Genomic DNA, 20614 nt, shown 5'->3' with positions numbered 1-20614 from the left:
CTCCCTCTTCTCGGCCAGGAACTCAACTTCTGTTATTGGTCGAATGGACTTAAGACGCAGCATCTTAAATATCCCCCATCGTGAAGTGAAATGAGTGTAGTCTACGCAAATCCGCAAACGATTGTCGATATGCATACTTAATGATGGGGGCGAGCATGCGTTCTACGCTGGACCGCACCGCATTCATCCAGATGCTATCGGTCTTGATCAATGATCTCAGCGCGCGTGTCGCTGCAAATGAGCGGATGATTCGTGCTTTCAATCGGCGTCTCAGGCGCCTCGCCAAGTCGCCCAGGGCGGCGCCGAGGACGACGATCCCGAAGTTGACGAAGCATCTCAGACGGCGACGGGATCTGATGATCCTGTCTCACAACGAGCAGGTGAAGATTTACTATCGGCTCGTGTGCCTTCGCGCCGATATCGACCCTGAAACTCGGGGTGGACCGGCCGTCGATAGCGCCGAAGATCTTGTGGCCTACCTCGCCGGAAGGCATCCGACGCACTGAAAGTCCACCACCATGATCTATCTCATAGAGCTGGGTGCCCACACGGGCACCACGGCCGTGACCTTGCGCGTCGCCACCGCCTCCTATGTCACCCGGCCGAACGACACGCCTCCTAATGCGAGCTTCCACGCGCGCGTCGCCGACCCCGGCAATTTCGAGGCTTTCCTGTTTTCCGCCGGGAAAACCGGCGGGGCCTCCGAGGTCGGCTATGGCGAGATCGTCATCAACAATCCCGATAGCAAGTTCGATGCCTGGATCAACTATGGCTTCGACGGGCGGCCGATCCGCATCTATGCCATCGCGGACGCCTGGGCACCTTTCAGCACGGCAACGCTCGTCTTCCGGGGCTCGATTGAGCAGATCGTCACGGCGCGCGCTCTGAAACAGTTCCGCTTCCGCATCTATGACCGCCGGCTCGATATCGACAAGCCGTTGCAGACGGTCGTCTATGCCGGCACCACCACATCGGCGGGAGCAACCGCCGAGGGCAATATCGACCTGAAGGATCAGGTCAAGCCGCTGATTTTCGGCCGCGTGTTCAACGTGCCGCTCGTCTGCGTCAACGTCTTCAATCTCCTCTACCAGGGCTCGGCTTCGGCGCTCTCGGGCATGCTCGTCTATGACGGCGGCGTCCCGCTGGCCTACACGGCCGATTATGCGACGATCGCGGCCCTCGTCGCCGCGCCCCTGGTTCCAGGCAAATATGCGAATTGCCTCGCGCAGGGTATCATTCGCCTCGGCGGCAAGCCGCAATATGCGGTGACGGCGGACTGCACCGAAGGCGCTACGACGGCAAGCCGCTCGGCTGCCCAGATCGTCAAGCGGATGCTGACGCGCATGGGGATGACAGCGGCCGACTATGTCGACGCCACGTTCACGGCGCTCGATAACCTCAACGCGGCCGAATGCGGCATCTTCCTCGATGGAGAGGTGGCGGGCCTCGATGCCATGCAGCGGGTGCTCGCCTCGGTCGGTGGCTACATTGCGCCGAACACGCTGGGCCAATTCGAGGTGGGGCGGCTGTCAGCGCCTGGCACACCAGTGGCGACCCTCAGCGAGCGGGATTTTCTGGGGGAAGTCGCCTTCCTTGCCACCGACGATGCCGGTGGCGGCATTCCCGCCTATCGCGTCACGCTGCGCTATCGGCCGGTGTGGCTCGTGCAGAAGGGCGGCGATCTCGCCGGCTGTCAGGATGACGTCGATTTCCGCGGCTTCGTCGGTAACGAATGGCGCGAGGCCAAGGCGGAAAACACCGCCGTCCAGACCAAGCATTTGCGCGCGCCACCGATCTCGCTGGAGACGCTGCTCGTCGATCCCACCGCCGCCGGTGCGGAGGCGACGCGGCGGCTTAACCTCTACGGCGTTCGCCGTGACCGTGTCCGCGTCACCGTCTGGCGGCAGAAGGCGGACGGCATCCGGCGCGGCGACACCATCGCCATCGTCATGAGCCGGCTGGGATACGCCAGCGGGCGCGCCATGGTGGTAACGGGCATGCGCATGGACAATCTCAAGGACCAGATCACGCTCGAGCTGTGGGGGTGAGGAATGGCCGACAGCAACATCACCATTTCCTCGCTCACAGCAGCCGGTGGCCCTGGCCTCGTTACCCTGACCTGGGTCACGGTCGGTGGCGGCGCCGGCTGCCTGAGCTACCTCGCACTCAAGTCTGTCGAGGTGTGGTCATCGGCAACCAACAACCGCAACAGCGCCACCAAGGCCGGTGAAGGCGTCTCCATCTTCGCGCATACCGGCCTCACCGGTACGACAACACGCTATTACTGGGTGCGGGCCGTCGATGCTTCCGGCAACCTCGGCGATTTCTTCCCCGCGTCCGCTACCGGCGGCATGGCGGGGACGCCAACGCGTTCGCTTGGCCCCGGCCAGGTGACGAATGATGACCTGGCCGGCGCCATCAATGCGGCCGTCAAGATTCTGGATGCCTCGATCACCAATGCCAAGATCGTCAATCTGGCGGTGGAAAAGCTGCTGGCCGGCAACATCGATGTGGCGCTTGTACTCACCGCCGCCGGGATCGCGGGGGGCTACATGGACATCGGCAACGGGCGGACGGCAGCGCCCGTCGTGCGCGTCGGCGCCGCATCGTCGTCGGGCGTGTCCACGATGCACGTCACACAAAGAGGCAACGCCTCCGAGGCGGCCCTGTGGGCCATCAACAGTGGCAGCGGCTTGTCCTGTCATGCCTTCCGGGCCACAAAAACCCGTACTGTCGGCCCGGATCTCTCTGCCGGCCTTGTCGGCGCCGCTAACGGATATTCCTTCTTCGCGGAAACTGGCAGCGGCTACGGCCCCTTTACCGGCTCCCATAGTGCGATGATCGACAAGAGCGAACCTGATATTCCGCTCGGCGCGATTGTCTGCGACCGCGAGGTGCTGGCCCGCGTCGACGTCAACGATACCCTGACCCTGGTCGCCGTGTCCGATCAAGAGCGCGATCCGACCGCCGTTGGTGTGGTGACCAGGCGGGCGCCCTTTGATCCCTACGATCTCATTGGCGGCCTCGGCAGACAGCCGCCAGGGCGGTTCACGGAATCAACTCCGCAGGAGCGCCTCGCCAACGGCATGTTGCGCCGCCATCGCCTGGCGCGGCTTTACGACCATCTCATCATCAACAGCGTCGGCGAGGGACAGGTTCTGGTGTGCGGCCGTGGCGGCGACATCGCTGCCGGCGATCTCATCTGCACCTCGACCCTACGCGGCATCGGCATGCGGCAACCGTCCCTGCTGCTGGGCGACCAGCCGATCGATCTCGTCACCAACTACACCGTGGCGCGTATTCGCGAGGCTGCGACCTTCGCCCACCCCGACGAGGTCAAGCTCGTGTCCTGCATCTATCTCTGCGGCTAATCGAGGCTCGTCTTGCCCCAGAATATCATTCTCTGCTACCGGCCTTACGCCGCAACCCTAACGCAGGGCTCCTGGCACACGGCCCTGCCCCTTACCAATGCCTTGACGGCTGACACGGCCGAAGTCGCGCGCTCCACCAACACCGCGCTCGCCAGTACAAGGTTCAAGGCCGATTTCGGCGTGCAGCGCAGTGTCAGGGCCTTCTTCATCCGCGGCGCCAACGCGTCGCTGACCGCCAAATTGCGCCTGCGCGGCTTCGCCGACAGCGCCATGACGATTGAGCTTCACGACAGCGCCTGGTTCAGCCTGTTCCCCTCGGTGTGGTCGCTCAGCATCCCGTGGGAATCGCCGGACTTCTGGATGGGGGCGCAGGAAGAATGGCTCGACGAGGAGCGGCGCGCCCCCATCGTCTACCTGCTGCCGTCGTCGCTGATGACCGCGGCATGGCTGGTCGAGTTCGACGACACCGGCAATCCCGATGGCTTCATCCAGTTCGACCGCTTCTATGTCGGTGAATGCTGGCAGCCGAGCCTCAACTACACCTATTCCGGAAACGGCTTTTCCTTTCTCGATCAGACCGATGTCGAGACCTCGGTCAACGGGGTCGAGAGCTTTCGACGCAAGATCGCCCCGAAGTCCTTCCGCTTCGGCTTCGACTACCTGTCGGAAGCCGAGGGCTGGACGACAGGCTATGACCTCAACCGGTGGGCCGGCAGCGACCGGGAAGTGCTCGTCATCCCCGACCCCGACGACGCCACCACCATAAAGACCCGCTCATTCATCGGCCGGCTGAGCCGCATGGACGCCCTGGCGCAGGTCGCCTGCGGCTACATGGCGGCCGGCTACGAGATCAAGGAGATGCTGTAATGGCGCTCACCACGGACGAACTCGCCGCCTCCGCACGCATCGCCCAGTACAACAACAACCCCTATGACCCGGGAACGAACCCCTACGGCCTCGGCTTCGGCGGCCATCAGGTCAATTATTCCCCGTCGCTCAGGGACGGCGTCATGATGGCCCAGGCTGCCGCGCGCGAGGCGGCGGCATCGGTGGCGGCGCGGATGACCTATCGCGGCGCATGGTCGTCAGTCACGGCCTATGCGGCCTCGGATGTCGCCACGAACGCAGGTTCGCTGTGGATCGCCCTGCAGGCATCGACCAATCAGGCGCCGCCCAGCCTTCCCACGACGAGCAATGATTACTGGTCCCTGCTCGTGCCGAAGGCTCAGGATGGCAACGATGGCGCGGCAGGCGTGACCTGGCGCGGCAATTGGTCGAGCGCCACGGCCTATGCGGTGAACGACGGTGTTTTCTATGACGGCTCGTCCTGGCGCGCCATCCTCGCTGGCACCAACCATGTGCCCCCCACTTTCCCGACCACGAGCAACAGCTATTGGACGCTTCTGTCCGCCAAGGGCGCGGACGGTGAAGATGGAGAGGACGGAACCAACGGTCGCAGCCTCCTGAGTGGTGCCGGGGCGCCACAATCGACCGATGGCGAGGATGGAGATTTCTGGCTCGATACCGCGACGCAGAACCTCTACGGCCCGAAAGTCTCCGGCGCCTGGGGTGGCTTCGTCGGATTGCGCGGTGAGGATGGCGCCTCCGGCCTCAACTGGCGCGGGGAATGGTCCAGCGCCACCGCCTACGCCATTGGCGACGGGGTGCAGAAGGACGGTTCGTCATGGCGGTCAAAGACCGCGAACACCAACGCGCCACCACCGACGCTGCCCACCATCAGCAATGCGGATTGGGACCTGGTCGCCAAGCGCGGCGATCCCGGCGCGGCGGGGGAAGGCTCCGGCAACGTCTCGGCGTCCGGCACCTTCGTGTCCGGCCATTTCCTGGCGGCGGCGAACACGGATGGCACGACCGTCACGGACGGTGGCATCATCGGCGCCCTGTCGCACAAGGACACCATTAACAACGGCGACTGGAGCGGCACGGCGCTGGCGCTCGCCAACGGCGGCACTGGCGCGACCACACAGGGCGGCGCCCGCACGGCCCTTGGCCTCGGCACCGCCGCCACCGCCAACACCGGTACGGGCAACGGCAATGTCCCGGTGCTCGACAGCAACGGCAAGCTGCCGGAATCAACACTGCCGGCGCTGGCCATCACCGACACATTCCCTGTCGCCTCCGAGAGTGCGATGCTCGCCCTAACCGCGCAGGTCGGCGATGTCGCGGTTCGTACGGATATCAGCACGACGTTCATTCTCCGGGCCACGCCGGCATCGACGCTGAGCAACTGGACCGAGCTGGTTTCCCCCACGGACGGCGTGACCAGCGTCGGGATGTCCGTCCCGACCGGCTTTTCCCTCTCCACCGGCACGATCACCGGCTCGGGCACGTTCACCATCACCTATGCGGCCGGGTATCAGGGCTATACCTCGGCCGAGGCGACGAAGCTTGCGGGCATCGCCAGCGGCGCCAACAACACCGCGCTCGCCTCATCGTCCGATGTCCGCACCGGGACCGATACCGCCAAGGCCCTCGGCGTCAAGGATACGTGGGATGCCCATGCCGTCGTTGCGCTCACGGATGGCGCGACGATCGCCATGAACATGAATGCCGGCATCAACTTCTCGGTGACCCTGGGCGGCAACCGCACGCTCGCCAACCCGACCAACCAGGCGGCGGGCAAGTCCGGCATGATCATCGTCAAGCAGGACGGCACCGGCAGCCGGACCCTTTCTTTCGGCTCAAACTGGATCTTTGCCGGCGGTGCGCCGTCGCTGTCGACGGCCGCCAATGCCGTCGACTTCATCTCCTATTTCGTCGAGGCATCGGGAACCATCCGCGCCGCTTTCGTGAAGGGGACCTGACCATGGGGCTATTGGGAGCGCCAACACTCTGGGTGCCGAGGAAGAGCGGCCTCTTCCCGAGTGGCAACTATGTCGTGACGGTCGGTAGCATGACGACTGAAGGCTTCACCTTCTATGGATTCGCCAGAGAACCATTTGTTCCCTCGCAGATGGGAGCTATTTCTCCGGATGATCCAAGAATTCATAATGTCATATGGGATCGCCCGACCACGGTTATCAGCTGCCTAGCAAGTGCCAATTTCAGCGTTACGATTGATGGCAATGTATTCAATGCCTTCGACAATGAAGATGGAAACTTTGCTGTCTCAGAAACATGGCCCGGTTCGATACTTCCCGCCAGCGGCACGAAAACCATCAGAATAGATTGGCTCTGATATGACAACGACATTCACGCTCAACGAAGCGCCGCTCGACTACGGCTCTTTCATCGGGGCCGATGGCATGCAGCATCCGGCCTCGGTGCTCGATCTCTGGTCTGATCAGGATCTTGAAACCATTGGCGTTGCCCGCGTCGTGACGTTGCCGACGCTCGCCCAGATCAAGGCCAGCCTCAAGGCCTCGGTCGACCGTCGCGCCGAGATCGAGCGCGGGCGGTACATCACACCCGGTGCCGGACAGGCCATGACATATCAGGCCAAGGCGGCAGAGGCGCAGCATTACACCGAGACGGATGGCGCCGGGGACTATCCGCTCCTGACCGCAGAAGTCGGTGTGACCGGGGCGACGATCGCTGATGTCGCGGCCGTCGTGCTCGGCATGCACGGGCAATGGCAGCTCATCGGTGCGCAGATCGAGCGGGCGCGCCTCTCAGCCAAGGCCGTGATCGATGCGGCAGAAGACGAGGCGGCGGCACGGGCCGTCGTGCCGGATTGGCCTGCGCCCTGATCGCACCTCACAGCTGGTAGTACGGCCCGCCGGTAGCGGGGTATCTCTTTTCGACGCCAGTTGTTGAAGCGCTGAAGCGGCGACTGTCGCAGTTAAGGCGGAAAGATTAACGTCTGCTTTTGAGCCAGCCATGCGGAATGCAGTCATTCGACGAATCGGCGACCTTTGGGATGGCAGCGGACTGTCCGCAAGGAGAAGCTTCAGAAGGGCGATGGGAGCAAAAAAACGTGCCGCTCGTGCCGGCAGCGGCAGAATGGTCAATGCTATTTTTGTCAGAATCGTTGCCGTTAATGGAAATACGGTGCATCGCATACTGAGCGATAACTTGCGTACATGGGGAGGCATTGAACGTGGGGCTTTACGCCGATCTGCAGAAATCCAAGAGCGAAGAAGACGTCAAGGACGCCTACATCAAAGCTCTCGGGCTGAAGAGCTACTCCAAGAACATCATCGATATCCAGACCAAAGAGGTTTGGTTTGAGGCGAAGGCCAAGGATTCTTGGACCTTCTATGAGATGTTCACTCAGTTGCTCCACTACGTGCAGGTGGCGCTGAACAGGGGCGAGCATGTTCCGGCGCTGCTGTGCGTGATCGACACGGAGAAGGCTGCCCTGATGCAGAGCAGCCACGTCATCCCGTTCTTGGCTAAGAAGACTATCAAGTGGGGTAAATCTGCCTCAGCGGTGCCAAAGGAGGCCGTGGACGCGATCTCGATACACATCGGCACCCACTTCGTTGCCTTCAATATCGAAAACGATGCCGCAGAGTTCGTCACGACAGTAAAGGACGCGATCGCGTCCGGCGCTATTATCCGCACTCAGATCACCCCGGACAACCTCAAGCAGGTGTTCGACAAGTGGGTGGAGATGATCGGCCAGGAGATCGAGGATGTCGAGGAGGATAGCTACAACCTTCTCTTCTTCGCCGACATCATGAACGACGGCACCGTGTCGACGCACAAGGACCTGACCGCCAAGCTGCTCTTCAGAGACGGTGATCCCGTATTCGACCTTCACGGAAAGCTGCATGCCCTACGCAACGTGGAAGGGTACCGGCGCTTTTGGTCGATCTACCACCGGCCTCCCAAGAAGGATTACCGGAACGAGATCCTCGAGCGCAGGGACAGTTTGATCCCGGTCGTAGAGCGTGTCTTCAAGGGAGCGTTCTATACTCCGCTGCATGTCGTAGATAAGGCCTATGACCACCTGGCCTTCGTCCTGGGGAAGAACTGGCAGAAGAAATACAAGGTCTGGGACATGTGCTGTGGGGTTGGGAACCTCGAGGTTAAGCACTCCAATCATCGCAACCTTTTCATGTCTACGCTCGACCAGTCCGACGTTGACGTTATGAAGGCCACCAGAACCTGCGTCGCAGCTTACCGTTTCCAGTACGACTACCTCAACGACGACGTCACCGAAGACGGCAAGATCGACTACAGCCTTACTGACAAGCTCCCGCAGGAGCTGCGGGACGCCATTGCCGCCAAGGAAAAGATCGTTGTCTTGATCAATCCTCCGTATGCGGAGGCCATGAATGCCGGCGCAGGGGTGGCGACCACCGCGGTGGGTCGTGCTCTGGGAGGTGACGTTGGGTTCGCCCGCCGGGAGCTGTTTATTCAGTTCCTGCTGCGCATCCAGGCCGAGCTCCCCAATGCGATCGTGGCCATATTTTCGAAGCTTAAGTACGTCAACGCGCCAAACTTCGACAACTTCCGTAATGAGTGGAATGCCCGCTATCTAGGCGGGTTCGTTGTCCCTAGCCGTGCTTTTGACGGGTTGAAGGGTGAGTTCCCCATCGGTTTTCTGGTGTGGGACACTGCTAAAAGGCGCAAGGAGCCCTTCGAGATCGAGGCGGAGGTGCTCGACAGGTATGCCAAGCCGATCGGGGCCAAGCGGTTCTACGACGTGCCCAAAAACAGACTGCTCAATGCATGGATTAAGCGTGCTAGGCCGAACTCGACACCGGCGTTACCACTCACGAATGCCTTAGAGCCGACGAGCCGGACGATAGATGTTCGCGGCACACGCTGGGCTGAGGGCGCGATTGGCGGGATGATCAGCAATGGATCTGACCTCCAGCATGCGGGTAACACCGTACTCTTTTCCTCGGGTTATGCCAGTGCGGGAGGCTTCCTGGTTACCGAAGAGAACCTCTGGCAATCTGCGGTGGTTTTCACGGCCAAACGCATCATCCGCCAGACCTGGCTTAACGATCGTGACCAATTTCTTATTCCTTCGCAGACCATCCCGGAAGAAATGGCCAACGATTGCCTGGTCTGGATGCTGTTCAACAACCGGAACCTCTCTGTCGGCGCTGATGGCCTCCTGTGGCAGGGAAAGAGCTGGTCGCTGGTGAACCACTTTATCCCTTACACCGAGGAGGAGGTGGGGGCGCCAAGCCGCTTCGAATCTGACTTCATGTCAAGCCATCTCGCAACCCTGAAGCTATCAAAGGAAGCTAAGAAGGTTCTGGCCGATGGGCGAAAGGTGTGGTCGGCGTACTTCAATGCCTTCGAGAAGAAGCAGATCGCGAAGAGCATCCGCGACGAGTTTAAGCTCAACAGAGCGGACGTCGGCTGGTACCAGATCCGCAATACGCTGGAGGCGTTGGTCGGCCAAGGCATAGCGGTTTCTGCTCGCCCGGGTGACATCGACTCGTCCTATCGCGCTCTGACCGAAAAGATCGAACCGGAGATTTATGCGAAAGGCATCCTCAAGGCGTAGAGGCGTCAGTCGCCGTCCGGCAACTCGATAATTTCGTGGACCTTGGAGAGCCGCCTCGGGTTAAAGCGGTTGAACGGCAGCTTTTGGCGATTTGCTAGGGAATGAACGGCAAAAATGTCGTCGAGAACGGAAGCAAATGCAGGACGCTCGAAAATTCCTGACTTGGTTTTCCATCTGCATCTTGTCCTTCGGCTCCGATCACGTCGCCGCCTCGGGCTCCATCCCTGCCCATCCCATCCCCGTCGCATAAGTCGCCACCGGCGCCCTTTGGGGCCTTCTCATCCTCTCAGCATAACAAGAGGTTAAGCGAGCTCTCGGCGTCTGAGCTGGTCACGCCGAGGGCCACAGCCACCAGAACAGAAGCACGGCAGCGACGACCCATAGCGACACAATAGCGATCATGCCGCCACGGCTAGCGTGCCTGCTGCGCTCAGCTGCGGCGGCCCGGTACTCCGCCATCAATGGTGCCGGAATAAGCTTGACGACCAGGAGAATGCCTAGCGGCACGATGATCAGATCGTCGAGATACCCCAGCACCGGGATGAAGTCCGGAATGAGATCTATCGGGCTGAGCGCATAGGCCGCCACCGCGCCGGCGGCGACCTTCGCGTACCAGGGCGTCCGACCATCTAGGGACGCAATCCAAAGCGCGAGTACATCCTGCTTGATGATGCGCGCCCACTGTTTCGCTCGCAGGATCAGCATGATCCGTCTTCCGCAGGTTCGTTTCGTATCGCACTAAGGTTAGCAAATAAGGCCCCCTCACGTCTCAGGCGACCTCATGGAGGCGCTTAAGCAACCGAGGCGCAGTAGCCGATCATCTCCTCGATGAGCGAAATCCGAACCTGCCCCTTGCACACCAGTCCCATCGATCCCTGACGCCGCGGATCGGGTGAAATAATTCGTTCTCGCCAGATTAGGAGGGCCGCATGCCCACAGTTTACGTCGAATACGGCTTCGCCGCGTCTCCTGCTATCTCGCAGGGGCTGCACAAGGCGGCCCCGGTTGCCTCGGAAAAGCTTGCCGTCTCGGGAACGGCTGCCGTCTCAGCCGCCGCGCCTGGTGGCGCCAGCGTGAACGGGGTTGACCACAATGTCGCTCGCGTCACCACGGACGTGGACGTGTGGCTGACGAGCGGCAGCGGCACGCCAAACCCGTCGAACGCTCCGCGGCGCGTGCTCTTGGCCGGAAGCTCGATCGATCTCCTGGTACCGGCTGGGCATAAGATCGCCGTCAAGGCTTTAGACTGATGGCGGGCCTCGCGCTCTCCACCGGGCTCGGGCTGGCGCGACGCGGGCGGCGATCCGTTCCGAGCTATGACGCTCGCGCCAAAGCGGTCTTTGACTTCTGGGATGGCGTCGGGGCCGCTCCATCCGCCGCTGTGAAGTCGCTTCTCAACGAGACGATCGTTGCCCTGCTGGACTTCGGCCTCTGGTCCGAAGCCGATCTGCTCGCCTTCACCGCCGCCACCAACATGATCCACGGCGTCACGGACCTGAAGAATCCGGACGCGTCAAAGATCTTCTCGCTGTCGAACTCACCGACATGGACCGATCGGTATGGGTGGACTGGCAACGGGACATCTAGCTACGTCGGGACATGGCTTTTCCCGGCGACCAATGGGGTGCGCTGGACCGTCAACGATGCCGGCGTCTGGTCGTATACGGACACGGATTTGGGGGCATCAGTGCCGGATGTCGGGGCTGGCGAAACCTACGCCGCATTTTGTATCCCGCGCGGCTCGACGGGCTCCATGGGCGGTCAGATCAATCGCGTCAGCGGTGCGACCACGCTCGCGGCGGTGGCGGTATCTGCCGGTCTGACGGGGATCTCCCGCATCGACGCAAGCACCGAACGGATCTGGCGTGATGGCGTTCAGATGGCCGAAGCAACCGTGTCAGCCGTTGGAAGGCCTACCGGGCAATTCCGCATCTGCGGTCGCTCGCCCTCGATCTTCAGCACGCGGCGCGTGGGTTTCTTGATGGCTGGCGCGTCCTGCGTCGGCAAGGAAGCCAACCTGAATGCCGTGGTCCAGAACTACATCACCAAAATCAAGGTTGTCGCAGCATGAGCGTCGAGAACAAGTTCATCATCACCGCCGCACAGAAGGTTGCCCTTGAAGCGCTGAGCAATCCGACGAGCATTCCACCCGTCTACATCGCCCCGCGTGCCATCGACACGGCGTCACCGGGCGTCGGGATCAACCTGAACCCAGATGCGACGGAATTCGAGGCGGGCGCTGTCGTCGAGCTCGTCGGCAAGTTCGTGGCGCCGAAACGGATCATCGACGATCCGGCATACATCACCAACGCGGCGGCGATGGTTGCGTATCTACGCGAACTGCCCTTCGCTATCCTCGAAGACGAGACGGTGCATGCGCCAGAGCCTCCCATCGATATCTAAAAAGAGAACCCCGGCTGCCATGGAAGCCGGGGTTCCGGATCTCAGTGTCGGGGATGGCTTGGGGTCACTCCTCTCTGCTGAGAACGCTCCCAAGTCAGAACAGAAATGATCCCCCGGCCGGCTCTGGCAAGCGACTTATAGCCGGGGGATGCTTCAGATGTCGGGTGAGGGATACCTGGAGCCTACGTTAACGCCCTCGCGACGCCCTAGTTCCGGCCGAAGATGCTTGATTGTGGGTTACTGAGCCCACGAGTGCAGTCGCGGCCCGATTACTGGCAGCAGCGCAGATTGACCCGCCCCCGGCTGCTGGCTTGAGCCGGGGAAAATGGGAGCCGAGGGCGGTACCTCGTGCCCGGGGGAGCGGGTTCGAGATCGGCAATCCGAACATAGCTTGGTTCACTCCGCAAGCCCGCCCCCGGCCGCTTCGCTGGGGGCAATCACGGCCGGAGGCTTCGGCCTGGAGGTAAGCAGGCATTTCTAGCCAATCACGGCCAAGCTCGCGTCGCAAGGCGGATAAACGTTCGGAGACATTGATGAAAATTCTGCTGATCGCGGCGCTCGACGCCGCGGCCGCAATTGCCAATATTCGCATCTGCCCTTCGCCTCCTGGCGGTCGGCGCACCAGCGTCGCCGATCGATATCTGAAGGCCGCAGGAGTTGATGGGCGGGCCACGGACCGACGCCGCGCCGCCACTGCCTAGAACTTGATGGGTGCGCCTTTTGCAGCCCCCACCTTTACGACAAAGGGACGAAGTTCGTCTCGGTGAGCTGCATGTTCCGGGAAGCGTTGAACGATCGCCTCCACCACCTTGGTCACTTCAACGAATGATCTCTCAACAAGCTGCCTGGAAATCTGACGCCTGACTTCCTGATGAACGGGTTCGGGGAAAGCAGTCACGGTTACGTCCTCACTACAGCGAGAGCACACATCTCCCAGGCGCCTTTTTGCTGGATCGATGAGCGCTGAACAATCCTAGCCGCGCTTTGGACACAACGTTGAAGATTGTACGGTACCGTACTGCCCCATGGAGTAACCAGCACTCGCGGCCAAGTTCCAGCAGGTCGCGCGCAGTCGCGGATCGATATCCAAAGTCCCCGGCCGCCCTGCTTTGGGGGCGGAAAAGACGACCGGGGACACCCGGAAGCGTAAGCTCGACGGGCACATTCAAAGAGCTGTCCATTGAGGCGGAAATGGGAATTCCCCAAAGCAATTTTGTGAAATTCGTATCAGGCAGCTGTGCACCCTTGTGACCCGCCGACATCTACACAAGAGAACCCCGACTGCCATGGAAAGCCGCGGCGGGGGATCTCTCGAGCAACTTGGATCTGTCCCTCTCGGCTGAGAGGCTCCTCCTTGGTTCCCCGGCCCGCTTTGGTAAGCGACGAGTGAGGCCGGGGATTCTCTGGATGCCGAGGTGCCGAGACCAGGAGCACAGAGGAAATAAGGGAGCAACCGGCATGTTCCGGAGGGGGAAATTACTTTTGCGGCATTCGGCCGGTCCGCCTCAGCAATCTATTGAGGTGAGCCTCGTGAGCGTCACGCGATGCCTCCAGAAGGGCAAGAACCTGCTCAGCGGATGAAGTCTCAGCCTTAGCTGCACGCAACCGTTTCACCAACGCCGACTGACGGGTCACAAGCCGCCTCGCGAGGTCGACTTGTCGGAAGGCCAGTTGCAACTCGGCTTCTTCAATCACCCGACACCTGCCGCTTGACTGAGATGCCCGCCGACCGGTGAGCCCGTCGGCAGTGCTCTTCTTTAGCAAGCGATTAGCAGGCCGGTTGTTCCGCTCGCAGCAGGCGAGGCAGCCCGCCCCCAGCCGCGAGGCGGTCACGGCCAGGGGCTTCGGCTCTGCGTGCGCGCCGACTTCGGTCCAACTCCTCCTTGGGCCTGCCGACCCGTCAGCTGAGCACCTCAGACAATCACGCGCGTCGACGCGCCACAAGGTTATTAACGTTCGGAGATATCGATGAGAATCATTCTAATCGTGGCGCTTATCGCCGCGGCCGTGAGCGCGTGCGCGTCTCGCGAGAGCAACTATTGGGCTGATGTTACCAATGGCACTCGCCACGTGGTTGAGGGTGAGAAGCGGTGAAGCTCGTCCCCAACTGGCGCGAGGTCCTGCGCTATGCCTGGAGCATCCGCCTGCTTCTTCTCGCGGGCGTCCTGTCCGGCGCTGAAGTCGCCCTCCCGCTTCTTCAAGAGATCCTTCCCGTCCATCGCGGCACTTTCGCCGCTCTCTCGGGTCTGACGGTCTGCGCCGGCTTTGTCGCCCGCATCGTCGCTCAAAAGTCCGTTTCAGGAGAACAAGAATGAGCGCTCGCGCCCGAAAGGCTCTGGCGGCTGGGGCCGCGCTTGGCCTCGTTGCCATGACAGCCACCTATCTGACCGAACCCTGGGAAGGCACCGTCAACAAGGCCTATTGGGACAGGCTTGGGCAGGTCTGGACCATCTGCACGGGCGAAACACTCAACGTAAAACCCGGCATGGTGAAGACGGATGCCGAGTGCAAGGCGATGCTCCTGTCCCGCCTGGAGAATGACTTCCACAAGCCGCTCACCCGTTGCATCCCCGGCTTCGACGATGCCCCGCTCGGATGGCAAGGGGCGATGCTGGATGAGGCCTACAACATCGGCGTCGGGGCGGCCTGCTCGTCGACGGCGGCGAAGCGGGCGCGGGTTGGCGACTTCCGCGGCTCATGCCATGCGATGACGTGGTTCAACCGGGCCGGCGGCAAGGTCATTGCTGGGCTGAAGACCCGCCGCGAGTACGGCGACGCGAACCGGATGGGCGAGCTCGAGCTATGCCTGGAGAGCCTGAAATGAACGCCCTCGCTTCGGCCATCGGCATGCCACCGATCGCGGTCTATCTCGTGCTGGCGATCCTCGCGGCCGGAGGCGTGCGGGGCTATGGCATCCTGAAGTATCAGGACGGCGTTGAAGCGGAGCGGGCTACGTGGCGCGCACGTCAGGCCGAACTCGTCATCGAGCGCAACGCCGCAATCGCCCGGGCCGATGCTGCCGACGCTCAGATGAAGTCTGCTCACGACAGCATCGAAGAGGCCAACCGCGCGGCGATCGATGATACCCCGGCCAACAGCGCGCCAGCCCTGCCTGACGATGTTGTCCGTCGTATCCGAGGGGTGCGCTGATGCGACAGATCCTCGTCCTGCCCCTCCTTCTCGTCTTGGCTGGATGCGGCACCGCCCGTGAAGTGGCGCCACCGCCTGCCGAGGCTCCCAAGTTGCCTGACATCCCGCTCGACATCCGCCGCTGCTTCGTCGGTGTCGTCGAGATCCCCGACCGCGCGCTGTCGGTCGAAGACACTGAACGCCTTTGGAAGATTGACCGGGCTCGATCCGGTTCACAACAGCGCTGTGGCCTCCGGCTGATCGCCCGTGACGATGCGCTCCGGGAGGGCTGGCGATGAATGACGCCGTCACGATCAGCAAGGATGAGCTGCGGGCAATCGTGCAGGAGGCCGTCAAGGACGCTCTCCATGACATGGGATTGAGAGCTGACGAGCCCGCTCATATCGATGAAGCCCGTGAGGACTTCCGATTTATTCGTCGGTTGCGCAAGGCCGTTGACAGCACCGCCAGCAAGATCGGCACAGCGATCATCCTCGCGCTTGTGGGCGGGCTCATCACCCTGCTGACCTTGGGCTTCCGGGCATTCAGCCTGAAATAGATCCCAACGTGGCTCAAAATCATCAAATAAAAAAGCATACTGTGTAGGTGAAAAGGCTTGCTTTCACCTACTCAGTATGCGATAACAAATCACCGAGGCAATCGCTTCGGGTTTCACGAAAGGAGGTGAGCCGTTTGAAAGTCCGGAAGGTAGTGCTGAAGATCAAGATCCTTGGTTGCACAATCATCTTGATCATAGGCTAAGCCAACGGGGGCCGGACGAAAGTCCGGCTCCCACCGGAAAGGAAGCGGCTCACCTCCTCGACGAGGATATTACCATGACACCCGACCAGTTCAAGGCGTGGCGCAAGCACATGAAGCTCTCCCAGCCCGCCGCCGCTGACCTGCTCGGCATCAGCGTGCCCTCTGTTCAGCTCTATGAGCGGGGCAGCCGCCATGAAGACGGCCGCGCGGTCGTGATCCCGAAGTCCATCGAGCTTGCTTGCGCCGCGCTCGCGCTCGGCATACGGGATTATGAGGGGCCGCAGCCTCAATAGGCGGCGCCAACACAGCCGGTGATCCAGTGCGCGCCTGGAACGTGGCGGATAGAGCGCGAAGGGTGATGGTGTGGACGTCTGCCGAGGTAATCTGCAATAAACCATTCGGGGAAAAGTTGGGGGTCGGCCATTTTAAAGAAATCAATCATCAAGACAATCTATCGAATCCGCAGTAGTAAAAGCGCCTTTCGCGTTTTGTACAAGCGAGATGCGGCGCTATCATCGGGTCTCCCCTAGGCGGTCCGCGCATGCGCTTTCTGGCTAACGGCCCTTCCATTCCAGATGATCTTCTTATGGCGCGCGATGCAGGCGACGTCATCTTCTTTTGCGGTGCAGGCGTGTCACGTCACCGCGCTCGCTTGCCGGACTTTCTCAAGCTCGGCAGTGATGTCATCGAACTACTAGGTGCTGGCAGGAACAGCCTGGCGCGTAAGCTGTTCCAGCGAATAGAGGCGCTCGGGCGCCCACTCGACGGAGTCGGCGCACTCATTCCCACGGATCGCATATTCAGTCTCCTCGAGCGCGAGTTCGAACCGCAGGACATCAAGAACGCTGTCGCACGGGCCATTAAGCCGGACAAGTCTCCGGATCTGAGCGCACACAAATCCTTGATCGATCTTTCGCGGGGACGAGACGGCTCGGTGCGGTTAGTTACCACCAACTTCGACCTCCTGTTTGAAGATAGCGCTCCAGAGGCCGTCTGCTTCGCTCCGCCCGATCTTCCAGATCCGAGAGGCGGAGGTTTTCGTGGTATTGTGCATCTTCACGGCCGAGTCAAAAAAGACTATTCAGGACCGAGTGACGAAGAGTTTGTCGTCTCCAGTGCTGACTTTGGCCGTGCCTACCTGTCTGACGGCTGGGCCACGCGTTTTATCCAGTCGCTGCTCGCCCGCTACCAGATAGTCTTCGTCGGCTACGGCGCTGACGACCCGCCGGTTCAGTATTTGCTTGAAGCACTAAACCTGCGAGCGGGTAATCGTAGCCGTCTTTTTGCATTTCAGGCAGGCGGAAGTTCCGACGATGCCGCCCTATGGGAACATCGCGGGGTCCGAGCGATCTCGTTCGACAACTCCGAAAGTTTCGATCCGCTATGGGACAGTCTTGCGGCCTGGGCTGAGCGCGCTCGCGACGTTGATGGCTGGTACACTAAGTTGCTTGAAAGCGCGGCAGGCGGCCCCGCAGCGCTTGATCCACATGTGCGCGGCCAGATCGCGCACGTGCTCTCAACTCGCCGAGGCGCTCGACGGGTGAGCATTGCTGAAAGGCCGCTGCCGGCATCATGGTTGCTCGCGTTCGACCCGCGCTTGCGCTTTGAAAAGCCAGACCTCGTTGATCCCTATGGCGAGTCCGACCAGCGCATCGACCCATACGAAAGTTTAGGGCTCGACTTCGACACTCCGCCGCAGCCGGTAGACGACGTTCACGAGCGACAGGACCGCACGGCCCCGGAAGGGTCATGGAGCGCTTTCGCGACCATGGCCTCCGACCAAGAAGATACAAGCGTCGACGACCTGGGGGGGTTCTGCGGCGCCCCGCAGAACCTCGCGGGAAATCTTTCCACCCGCCTGCGTAGTGTCGGAATATGGTTCAGTCGTGTCGCCCATCAACCAATAGCATTATGGTGGGCCGCCGGTTGTGGTCCGCTTCACCCGGACATTGTCCGGATGATTCAATCAGCCCTTCGTGAGGAGCCGCAGCGGTGGCCCGACGATATTCGTCACGGCTGGCGCATGCTAATCGCCGACTGGCTAGATCAGCGCGAGGAGCCTAACCAGTCCTACTATGAGCTCTATCAGCGCGTAAAACGCGAAGGATGGTCGGAAATGCGCGTCCGCGATTATGCGGCCCTGTTCCAGCCGCGGCTAAAGGTGCGTCGGGGCATTATTGTGCCGCATCCGCTCTCGTGGACCGATGGCGAATGCCCCGATGCGCTGCTATATCACGATGTCGACTATCCGCATCCTTACGAACAACTACATATTCCTGACGAGCAACTGGCTTACGCGGTCACGCGCTTCCGCGAGAACCTTGATCTCGCCCGTTCGCTTGAGACTGAAATCGGCCAACCTATAATTCAGATAGGCGATACGCGCCCTGATGATGGTGGGGAGCCAATATCCTTTGGCGCCTATGGTCTCATCGGTCCGATAGCGCATTTCATGCAGCTCATGGAAAGACTGATAAAAATCTCGCCGCGACGCGCGCGTAGGGAAATCGCCTGTTGGCCGAAGGAAGACAGTTATATTTTTGGCCGCTTGCGCATCTGGGCAGCGGGCAAGCCAGTTATAGCGCCGGGTGTTGCTGCTGACGTTCTTCTCGGTTTTCCGGACAAAGTTTTTTGGGGTTCATTGCACCGGCGAGATCTGCTCTATGCGATCCGTGATCGCTGGGCAGATTTTTCGGCTGAGGATCGTGAACGGTTTGAGCGGCGTCTACGTACAACCAACTTTCCCTGGTCGGATCTCACAGCCGATAGAAAAGCACGGGCGGAGGCACATTATCGGCTCGACCGTCTGCACTGGCTAGTACGTGAGGGACTATCCTTCTCGTTTGACGTGAACGCTGAAATCGCAGCGCTTCGTTCTATTGCCGTGGACTGGTCAGATCGATCGGAGGGAGGAGCTACGGGAATACGCGCGACTTCCGGGCGCGGAGTAGACACAGAAACAGAACCGGAGCGGCTTGACCAAGTCCCTATCGGGGAGATCCTAGAGCGCGCGCGCACTGCAAGCCAGTCGAGCTATTCTGACCAGGTCGAGCGGCGCCCGTTCAAAGACCTGGCGGAGAAAAGACCGGTACGAGCACTGGCTGCGCTTAGCAGTGCCGCGCGTAAGAATGAGATCCCGTTCTCCTTTTGGGCTGCCTTTCTCCAATCGGAGAAGCGCAAGAGCGATCCGGCGCGGCTCGTCCTCGCTATCGGCTCCCGTCTTGCCACGTTGCCTCCTGCTTCGCTCAGCAGCATCGCTTATCCTGTCGCCGAATGGCTACAAGGATTGGGCCCGCGTGCCTTTGATGGGCCGACCCCAGCCATTGAGCGCGTTTGGGACCCACTCATTGCCGCGCTACATCTGCGCAACGACCGCCGGAAACGCCGTGTTGACAGCAGCTGGGCGAATGACGCGTTGAACGCGCCTGCCGGCAAGATTGCAAGCCTCCTCATGCAGGAGCCTTCGATACAAATCCGGACGTCGGGCCGGGGCCTGCCCCAGAACTGGACGCGACGGCAAGAGCAGTTGCTGACCTTGCCGGGGGACATGAGACGCCACGTGTTGGTTATGCTGGGGTTCCGGATCGACTGGCTGTTTTATATTGCTCCTAAATGGACCATTGCCCATCTGATCGAGATCACAGGCCATGAGGGTGAAGATGGCGATGCGCTGTGGGATGGCATCTTCTGGGCCGCACGTGCGCCTTCTCGTAAGCTCTATGAGCTTTTGAAGCCCGCTCTTCTCGCCCGGGCAAGGTCCCCCAGGCGCCGACGTGCAGAAGCAAACGTCATCGGCGGGTTCCTGCTGATTGGATGGGGCGACGACCCTGATGCTGATCCAAATCAACAACTTGTCACGAATGCCGAATTGCGCGAGATCCTCGTCGATGGCGACGACGCTCTCCGTAGAAACATCTTGGCCATTATTGAGCGCTGGTCAGTGGAAGCGGAAGGCGACTGGCCTGCCCTCCTGATCCCTTTCCTGCTCCACGTCTGGCCGAACCAACGGGTCGTGCGAACGCCTGAATTGTCGCTTCGCCTCGTCGATCTTGCCTTTGCCAGCGGGGATCATTTCCCGCGGGTCGTACAGACCATCCTCCCGCGGCTGGTCCCAGTGCGGGGCGGCACGCTTGAAGGATACCCTCTTCGTTCGGAACCCCAAGATCACCCTGCAAAGGCCTACCCAGCCGCTATGCTCGATCTCCTTTGGGCGATCCTGGCCGAGGACGCGACACTTTGGCCATACAAGTTCGGAGAGTTTCTGGACATTCTTGCTGATGCGCCAGAAACCCAAGGTGATGCTCGTTTGTCGGAGCTCCGTCGACGTCGTTCCTCTTAGGGAACGATTAAGTCGACGCGGGTGGGATAGAAAGTCCTCGTTCCCGCCGAATTCACGATCGCAAGCGGTTGCTCATTTAGACCGCTTGACTCTTCCGTTCCTCTTTTGTTCCATAGAGGCGGGGCTGTGGAGATCGAGCCATGAAGATCACATTAACCATGGACGTGCCTGGCGCCA

General features: G+C 61.1%; 22 protein-coding genes. 20 read left to right on the top strand and 2 right to left on the bottom strand.

Going from position 1 to position 20614, the window contains the following annotated elements:
• Nucleotides 1-155 precede the first annotated feature (155 nt).
• The 8 genes from KIO76_RS18040 (at nucleotide 156) to KIO76_RS18005 (ending at nucleotide 9804) form a co-directional block, all read left to right on the top strand.
• On the top strand, nucleotides 156-506 hold the full coding sequence (locus KIO76_RS18040) for a hypothetical protein (protein WP_213324531.1): 351 nt from the start codon (nucleotides 156-158) through the stop codon (nucleotides 504-506).
• Nucleotides 507-518: 12 nt separating this feature from the next.
• A complete protein-coding gene (locus KIO76_RS18035; RefSeq protein ID WP_213324530.1) occupies nucleotides 519-2048 on the top strand; it encodes a hypothetical protein in 1530 nt (509 codons plus the stop codon).
• A 3-nt stretch (nucleotides 2049-2051) separates the two neighbouring features.
• Nucleotides 2052-3371 carry a hypothetical protein gene (locus KIO76_RS18030; protein WP_213324529.1) on the top strand — a complete coding sequence of 440 codons (1320 nt, stop codon included), beginning with the start codon at nucleotides 2052-2054 and terminating at the stop codon, nucleotides 3369-3371.
• 12 nt (nucleotides 3372-3383) lie between these two features.
• Nucleotides 3384-4238 carry a hypothetical protein gene (locus tag KIO76_RS18025; RefSeq protein WP_213324528.1) on the top strand — a complete coding sequence of 285 codons (855 nt, stop codon included), beginning with the start codon at nucleotides 3384-3386 and terminating at the stop codon, nucleotides 4236-4238.
• Nucleotides 4238-6196, top strand: coding sequence for a hypothetical protein (locus KIO76_RS18020; RefSeq protein ID WP_213324527.1), 1959 nt, complete (start codon nucleotides 4238-4240; stop codon nucleotides 6194-6196). Before KIO76_RS18025 ends, KIO76_RS18020 begins: the two co-directional genes overlap by 1 nt.
• 2 nt (nucleotides 6197-6198) lie before the next feature.
• Entirely contained in the window at nucleotides 6199-6570 is a 372-nt protein-coding gene (locus KIO76_RS18015; protein ID WP_213324526.1) for a hypothetical protein, read from the top strand.
• A gap of 1 nt (nucleotide 6571) precedes the next feature.
• A complete protein-coding gene (locus KIO76_RS18010) occupies nucleotides 6572-7081 on the top strand; it encodes a hypothetical protein (RefSeq protein ID WP_213324525.1) in 510 nt (169 codons plus the stop codon).
• Nucleotides 7082-7431: 350 nt separating this feature from the next.
• Nucleotides 7432-9804 carry a hypothetical protein gene (locus KIO76_RS18005; RefSeq protein ID WP_213324524.1) on the top strand — a complete coding sequence of 791 codons (2373 nt, stop codon included), beginning with the start codon at nucleotides 7432-7434 and terminating at the stop codon, nucleotides 9802-9804.
• Nucleotides 9805-10134: 330 nt separating this feature from the next.
• Here KIO76_RS18005 and KIO76_RS18000 read toward each other — a convergent pair whose 3' ends face one another.
• On the bottom strand, nucleotides 10135-10509 hold the full coding sequence (locus tag KIO76_RS18000) for a YkvA family protein (protein WP_213324523.1): 375 nt from the start codon (nucleotides 10507-10509) through the stop codon (nucleotides 10135-10137).
• Nucleotides 10510-10733: 224 nt separating this feature from the next.
• Between KIO76_RS18000 and KIO76_RS17995 the strand changes: the two genes are divergently transcribed.
• The 4 genes from KIO76_RS17995 (at nucleotide 10734) to KIO76_RS17980 (ending at nucleotide 12908) form a co-directional block, all read left to right on the top strand.
• Nucleotides 10734-11054, top strand: coding sequence for a hypothetical protein (locus KIO76_RS17995; RefSeq protein WP_213324522.1), 321 nt, complete (start codon nucleotides 10734-10736; stop codon nucleotides 11052-11054).
• Nucleotides 11054-11875 carry a hypothetical protein gene (locus tag KIO76_RS17990; protein WP_213324521.1) on the top strand — a complete coding sequence of 274 codons (822 nt, stop codon included), beginning with the start codon at nucleotides 11054-11056 and terminating at the stop codon, nucleotides 11873-11875. The genes KIO76_RS17995 and KIO76_RS17990 overlap by 1 nt, the downstream gene beginning before the upstream one ends.
• Nucleotides 11872-12207 (top strand): hypothetical protein, encoded by a 336-nt coding sequence (locus tag KIO76_RS17985; protein WP_213324520.1) that lies wholly within the window; start codon nucleotides 11872-11874, stop codon nucleotides 12205-12207. Before KIO76_RS17990 ends, KIO76_RS17985 begins: the two co-directional genes overlap by 4 nt.
• A 533-nt stretch (nucleotides 12208-12740) precedes the next feature.
• Entirely contained in the window at nucleotides 12741-12908 is a 168-nt protein-coding gene (locus KIO76_RS17980; protein WP_213324519.1) for a hypothetical protein, read from the top strand.
• Here KIO76_RS17980 and KIO76_RS17975 read toward each other — a convergent pair.
• Nucleotides 12905-13105 carry a hypothetical protein gene (locus KIO76_RS17975; RefSeq protein WP_213324518.1) on the bottom strand — a complete coding sequence of 67 codons (201 nt, stop codon included), beginning with the start codon at nucleotides 13103-13105 and terminating at the stop codon, nucleotides 12905-12907. The genes KIO76_RS17980 and KIO76_RS17975 overlap by 4 nt on opposite strands.
• Nucleotides 13106-14175: 1070 nt before the next feature.
• On the opposite strand from KIO76_RS17975, the gene KIO76_RS31425 reads away from it, so the two are divergent.
• The 8 genes from KIO76_RS31425 to KIO76_RS17940 all read left to right on the top strand — a co-directional run bounded on the left by KIO76_RS31425 (nucleotide 14176) and on the right by KIO76_RS17940 (nucleotide 20437).
• A complete protein-coding gene (locus KIO76_RS31425; RefSeq protein ID WP_283771448.1) occupies nucleotides 14176-14301 on the top strand; it encodes a hypothetical protein in 126 nt (41 codons plus the stop codon).
• Nucleotides 14298-14522, top strand: a complete 225-nt coding sequence (locus KIO76_RS17970; RefSeq protein ID WP_213324517.1) for a DUF7940 domain-containing protein — start codon at nucleotides 14298-14300, stop codon at nucleotides 14520-14522. Before KIO76_RS31425 ends, KIO76_RS17970 begins: the two co-directional genes overlap by 4 nt.
• Nucleotides 14519-15031, top strand: coding sequence for a lysozyme (locus tag KIO76_RS17965; protein WP_213324516.1), 513 nt, complete (start codon nucleotides 14519-14521; stop codon nucleotides 15029-15031). The genes KIO76_RS17970 and KIO76_RS17965 overlap by 4 nt, the downstream gene beginning before the upstream one ends.
• Complete coding sequence (locus KIO76_RS17960; RefSeq protein WP_213324515.1) at nucleotides 15028-15357, top strand: hypothetical protein; 330 nt, start codon at nucleotides 15028-15030, stop codon at nucleotides 15355-15357. The genes KIO76_RS17965 and KIO76_RS17960 overlap by 4 nt, the downstream gene beginning before the upstream one ends.
• On the top strand, nucleotides 15357-15635 hold the full coding sequence (locus tag KIO76_RS17955) for a hypothetical protein (RefSeq protein ID WP_213324514.1): 279 nt from the start codon (nucleotides 15357-15359) through the stop codon (nucleotides 15633-15635). Before KIO76_RS17960 ends, KIO76_RS17955 begins: the two co-directional genes overlap by 1 nt.
• Complete coding sequence (locus KIO76_RS17950; protein ID WP_213324513.1) at nucleotides 15632-15895, top strand: hypothetical protein; 264 nt, start codon at nucleotides 15632-15634, stop codon at nucleotides 15893-15895. Before KIO76_RS17955 ends, KIO76_RS17950 begins: the two co-directional genes overlap by 4 nt.
• A gap of 277 nt (nucleotides 15896-16172) precedes the next feature.
• Nucleotides 16173-16391, top strand: coding sequence for a helix-turn-helix domain-containing protein (locus KIO76_RS17945; RefSeq protein ID WP_213324512.1), 219 nt, complete (start codon nucleotides 16173-16175; stop codon nucleotides 16389-16391).
• Nucleotides 16392-16639: 248 nt separating this feature from the next.
• Nucleotides 16640-20437, top strand: a complete 3798-nt coding sequence (locus tag KIO76_RS17940) for an SIR2 family protein (RefSeq protein ID WP_213324511.1) — start codon at nucleotides 16640-16642, stop codon at nucleotides 20435-20437.
• The last annotated feature ends 177 nt before the right edge of the window (nucleotides 20438-20614 follow it).

The sequence above is a fragment of the Chelatococcus sp. YT9 genome (genome assembly GCF_018398315.1).
Taxonomy (GTDB): domain Bacteria; phylum Pseudomonadota; class Alphaproteobacteria; order Rhizobiales; family Beijerinckiaceae; genus Chelatococcus.
This window is presented reverse-complemented; position numbering and strand designations above follow the sequence as displayed.

Excerpts from the sequence above, each read along its gene's own strand:
- KIO76_RS18040 (WP_213324531.1), top strand. The coding sequence starts at position 156 with ATGCGTTCTACGCTGGACCGCACCGCATTCATCCAGATGCTATCGGTC.
- KIO76_RS18035 (WP_213324530.1), top strand. The coding sequence starts at position 519 with ATGATCTATCTCATAGAGCTGGGTGCCCACACGGGCACCACGGCCGTG.
- KIO76_RS18030 (WP_213324529.1), top strand. The coding sequence starts at position 2,052 with ATGGCCGACAGCAACATCACCATTTCCTCGCTCACAGCAGCCGGTGGC.
- KIO76_RS18020 (WP_213324527.1), top strand. The coding sequence starts at position 4,238 with ATGGCGCTCACCACGGACGAACTCGCCGCCTCCGCACGCATCGCCCAG.
- KIO76_RS18015 (WP_213324526.1), top strand. The coding sequence starts at position 6,199 with ATGGGGCTATTGGGAGCGCCAACACTCTGGGTGCCGAGGAAGAGCGGC.
- KIO76_RS18010 (WP_213324525.1), top strand. The coding sequence starts at position 6,572 with ATGACAACGACATTCACGCTCAACGAAGCGCCGCTCGACTACGGCTCT.
- KIO76_RS18000 (WP_213324523.1), bottom strand. The coding sequence starts at position 10,509 with ATGCTGATCCTGCGAGCGAAACAGTGGGCGCGCATCATCAAGCAGGAT.
- KIO76_RS17995 (WP_213324522.1), top strand. The coding sequence starts at position 10,734 with ATGCCCACAGTTTACGTCGAATACGGCTTCGCCGCGTCTCCTGCTATC.
- KIO76_RS17990 (WP_213324521.1), top strand. The coding sequence starts at position 11,054 with ATGGCGGGCCTCGCGCTCTCCACCGGGCTCGGGCTGGCGCGACGCGGG.
- KIO76_RS17985 (WP_213324520.1), top strand. The coding sequence starts at position 11,872 with ATGAGCGTCGAGAACAAGTTCATCATCACCGCCGCACAGAAGGTTGCC.
- KIO76_RS17980 (WP_213324519.1), top strand. The coding sequence starts at position 12,741 with ATGAAAATTCTGCTGATCGCGGCGCTCGACGCCGCGGCCGCAATTGCC.
- KIO76_RS31425 (WP_283771448.1), top strand. The coding sequence starts at position 14,176 with ATGAGAATCATTCTAATCGTGGCGCTTATCGCCGCGGCCGTGAGCGCG.
- KIO76_RS17965 (WP_213324516.1), top strand. The coding sequence starts at position 14,519 with ATGAGCGCTCGCGCCCGAAAGGCTCTGGCGGCTGGGGCCGCGCTTGGC.
- KIO76_RS17960 (WP_213324515.1), top strand. The coding sequence starts at position 15,028 with ATGAACGCCCTCGCTTCGGCCATCGGCATGCCACCGATCGCGGTCTAT.
- KIO76_RS17955 (WP_213324514.1), top strand. The coding sequence starts at position 15,357 with ATGCGACAGATCCTCGTCCTGCCCCTCCTTCTCGTCTTGGCTGGATGC.
- KIO76_RS17950 (WP_213324513.1), top strand. The coding sequence starts at position 15,632 with ATGAATGACGCCGTCACGATCAGCAAGGATGAGCTGCGGGCAATCGTG.
- KIO76_RS17945 (WP_213324512.1), top strand. The coding sequence starts at position 16,173 with ATGACACCCGACCAGTTCAAGGCGTGGCGCAAGCACATGAAGCTCTCC.
- KIO76_RS17940 (WP_213324511.1), top strand. The coding sequence starts at position 16,640 with ATGCGCTTTCTGGCTAACGGCCCTTCCATTCCAGATGATCTTCTTATG.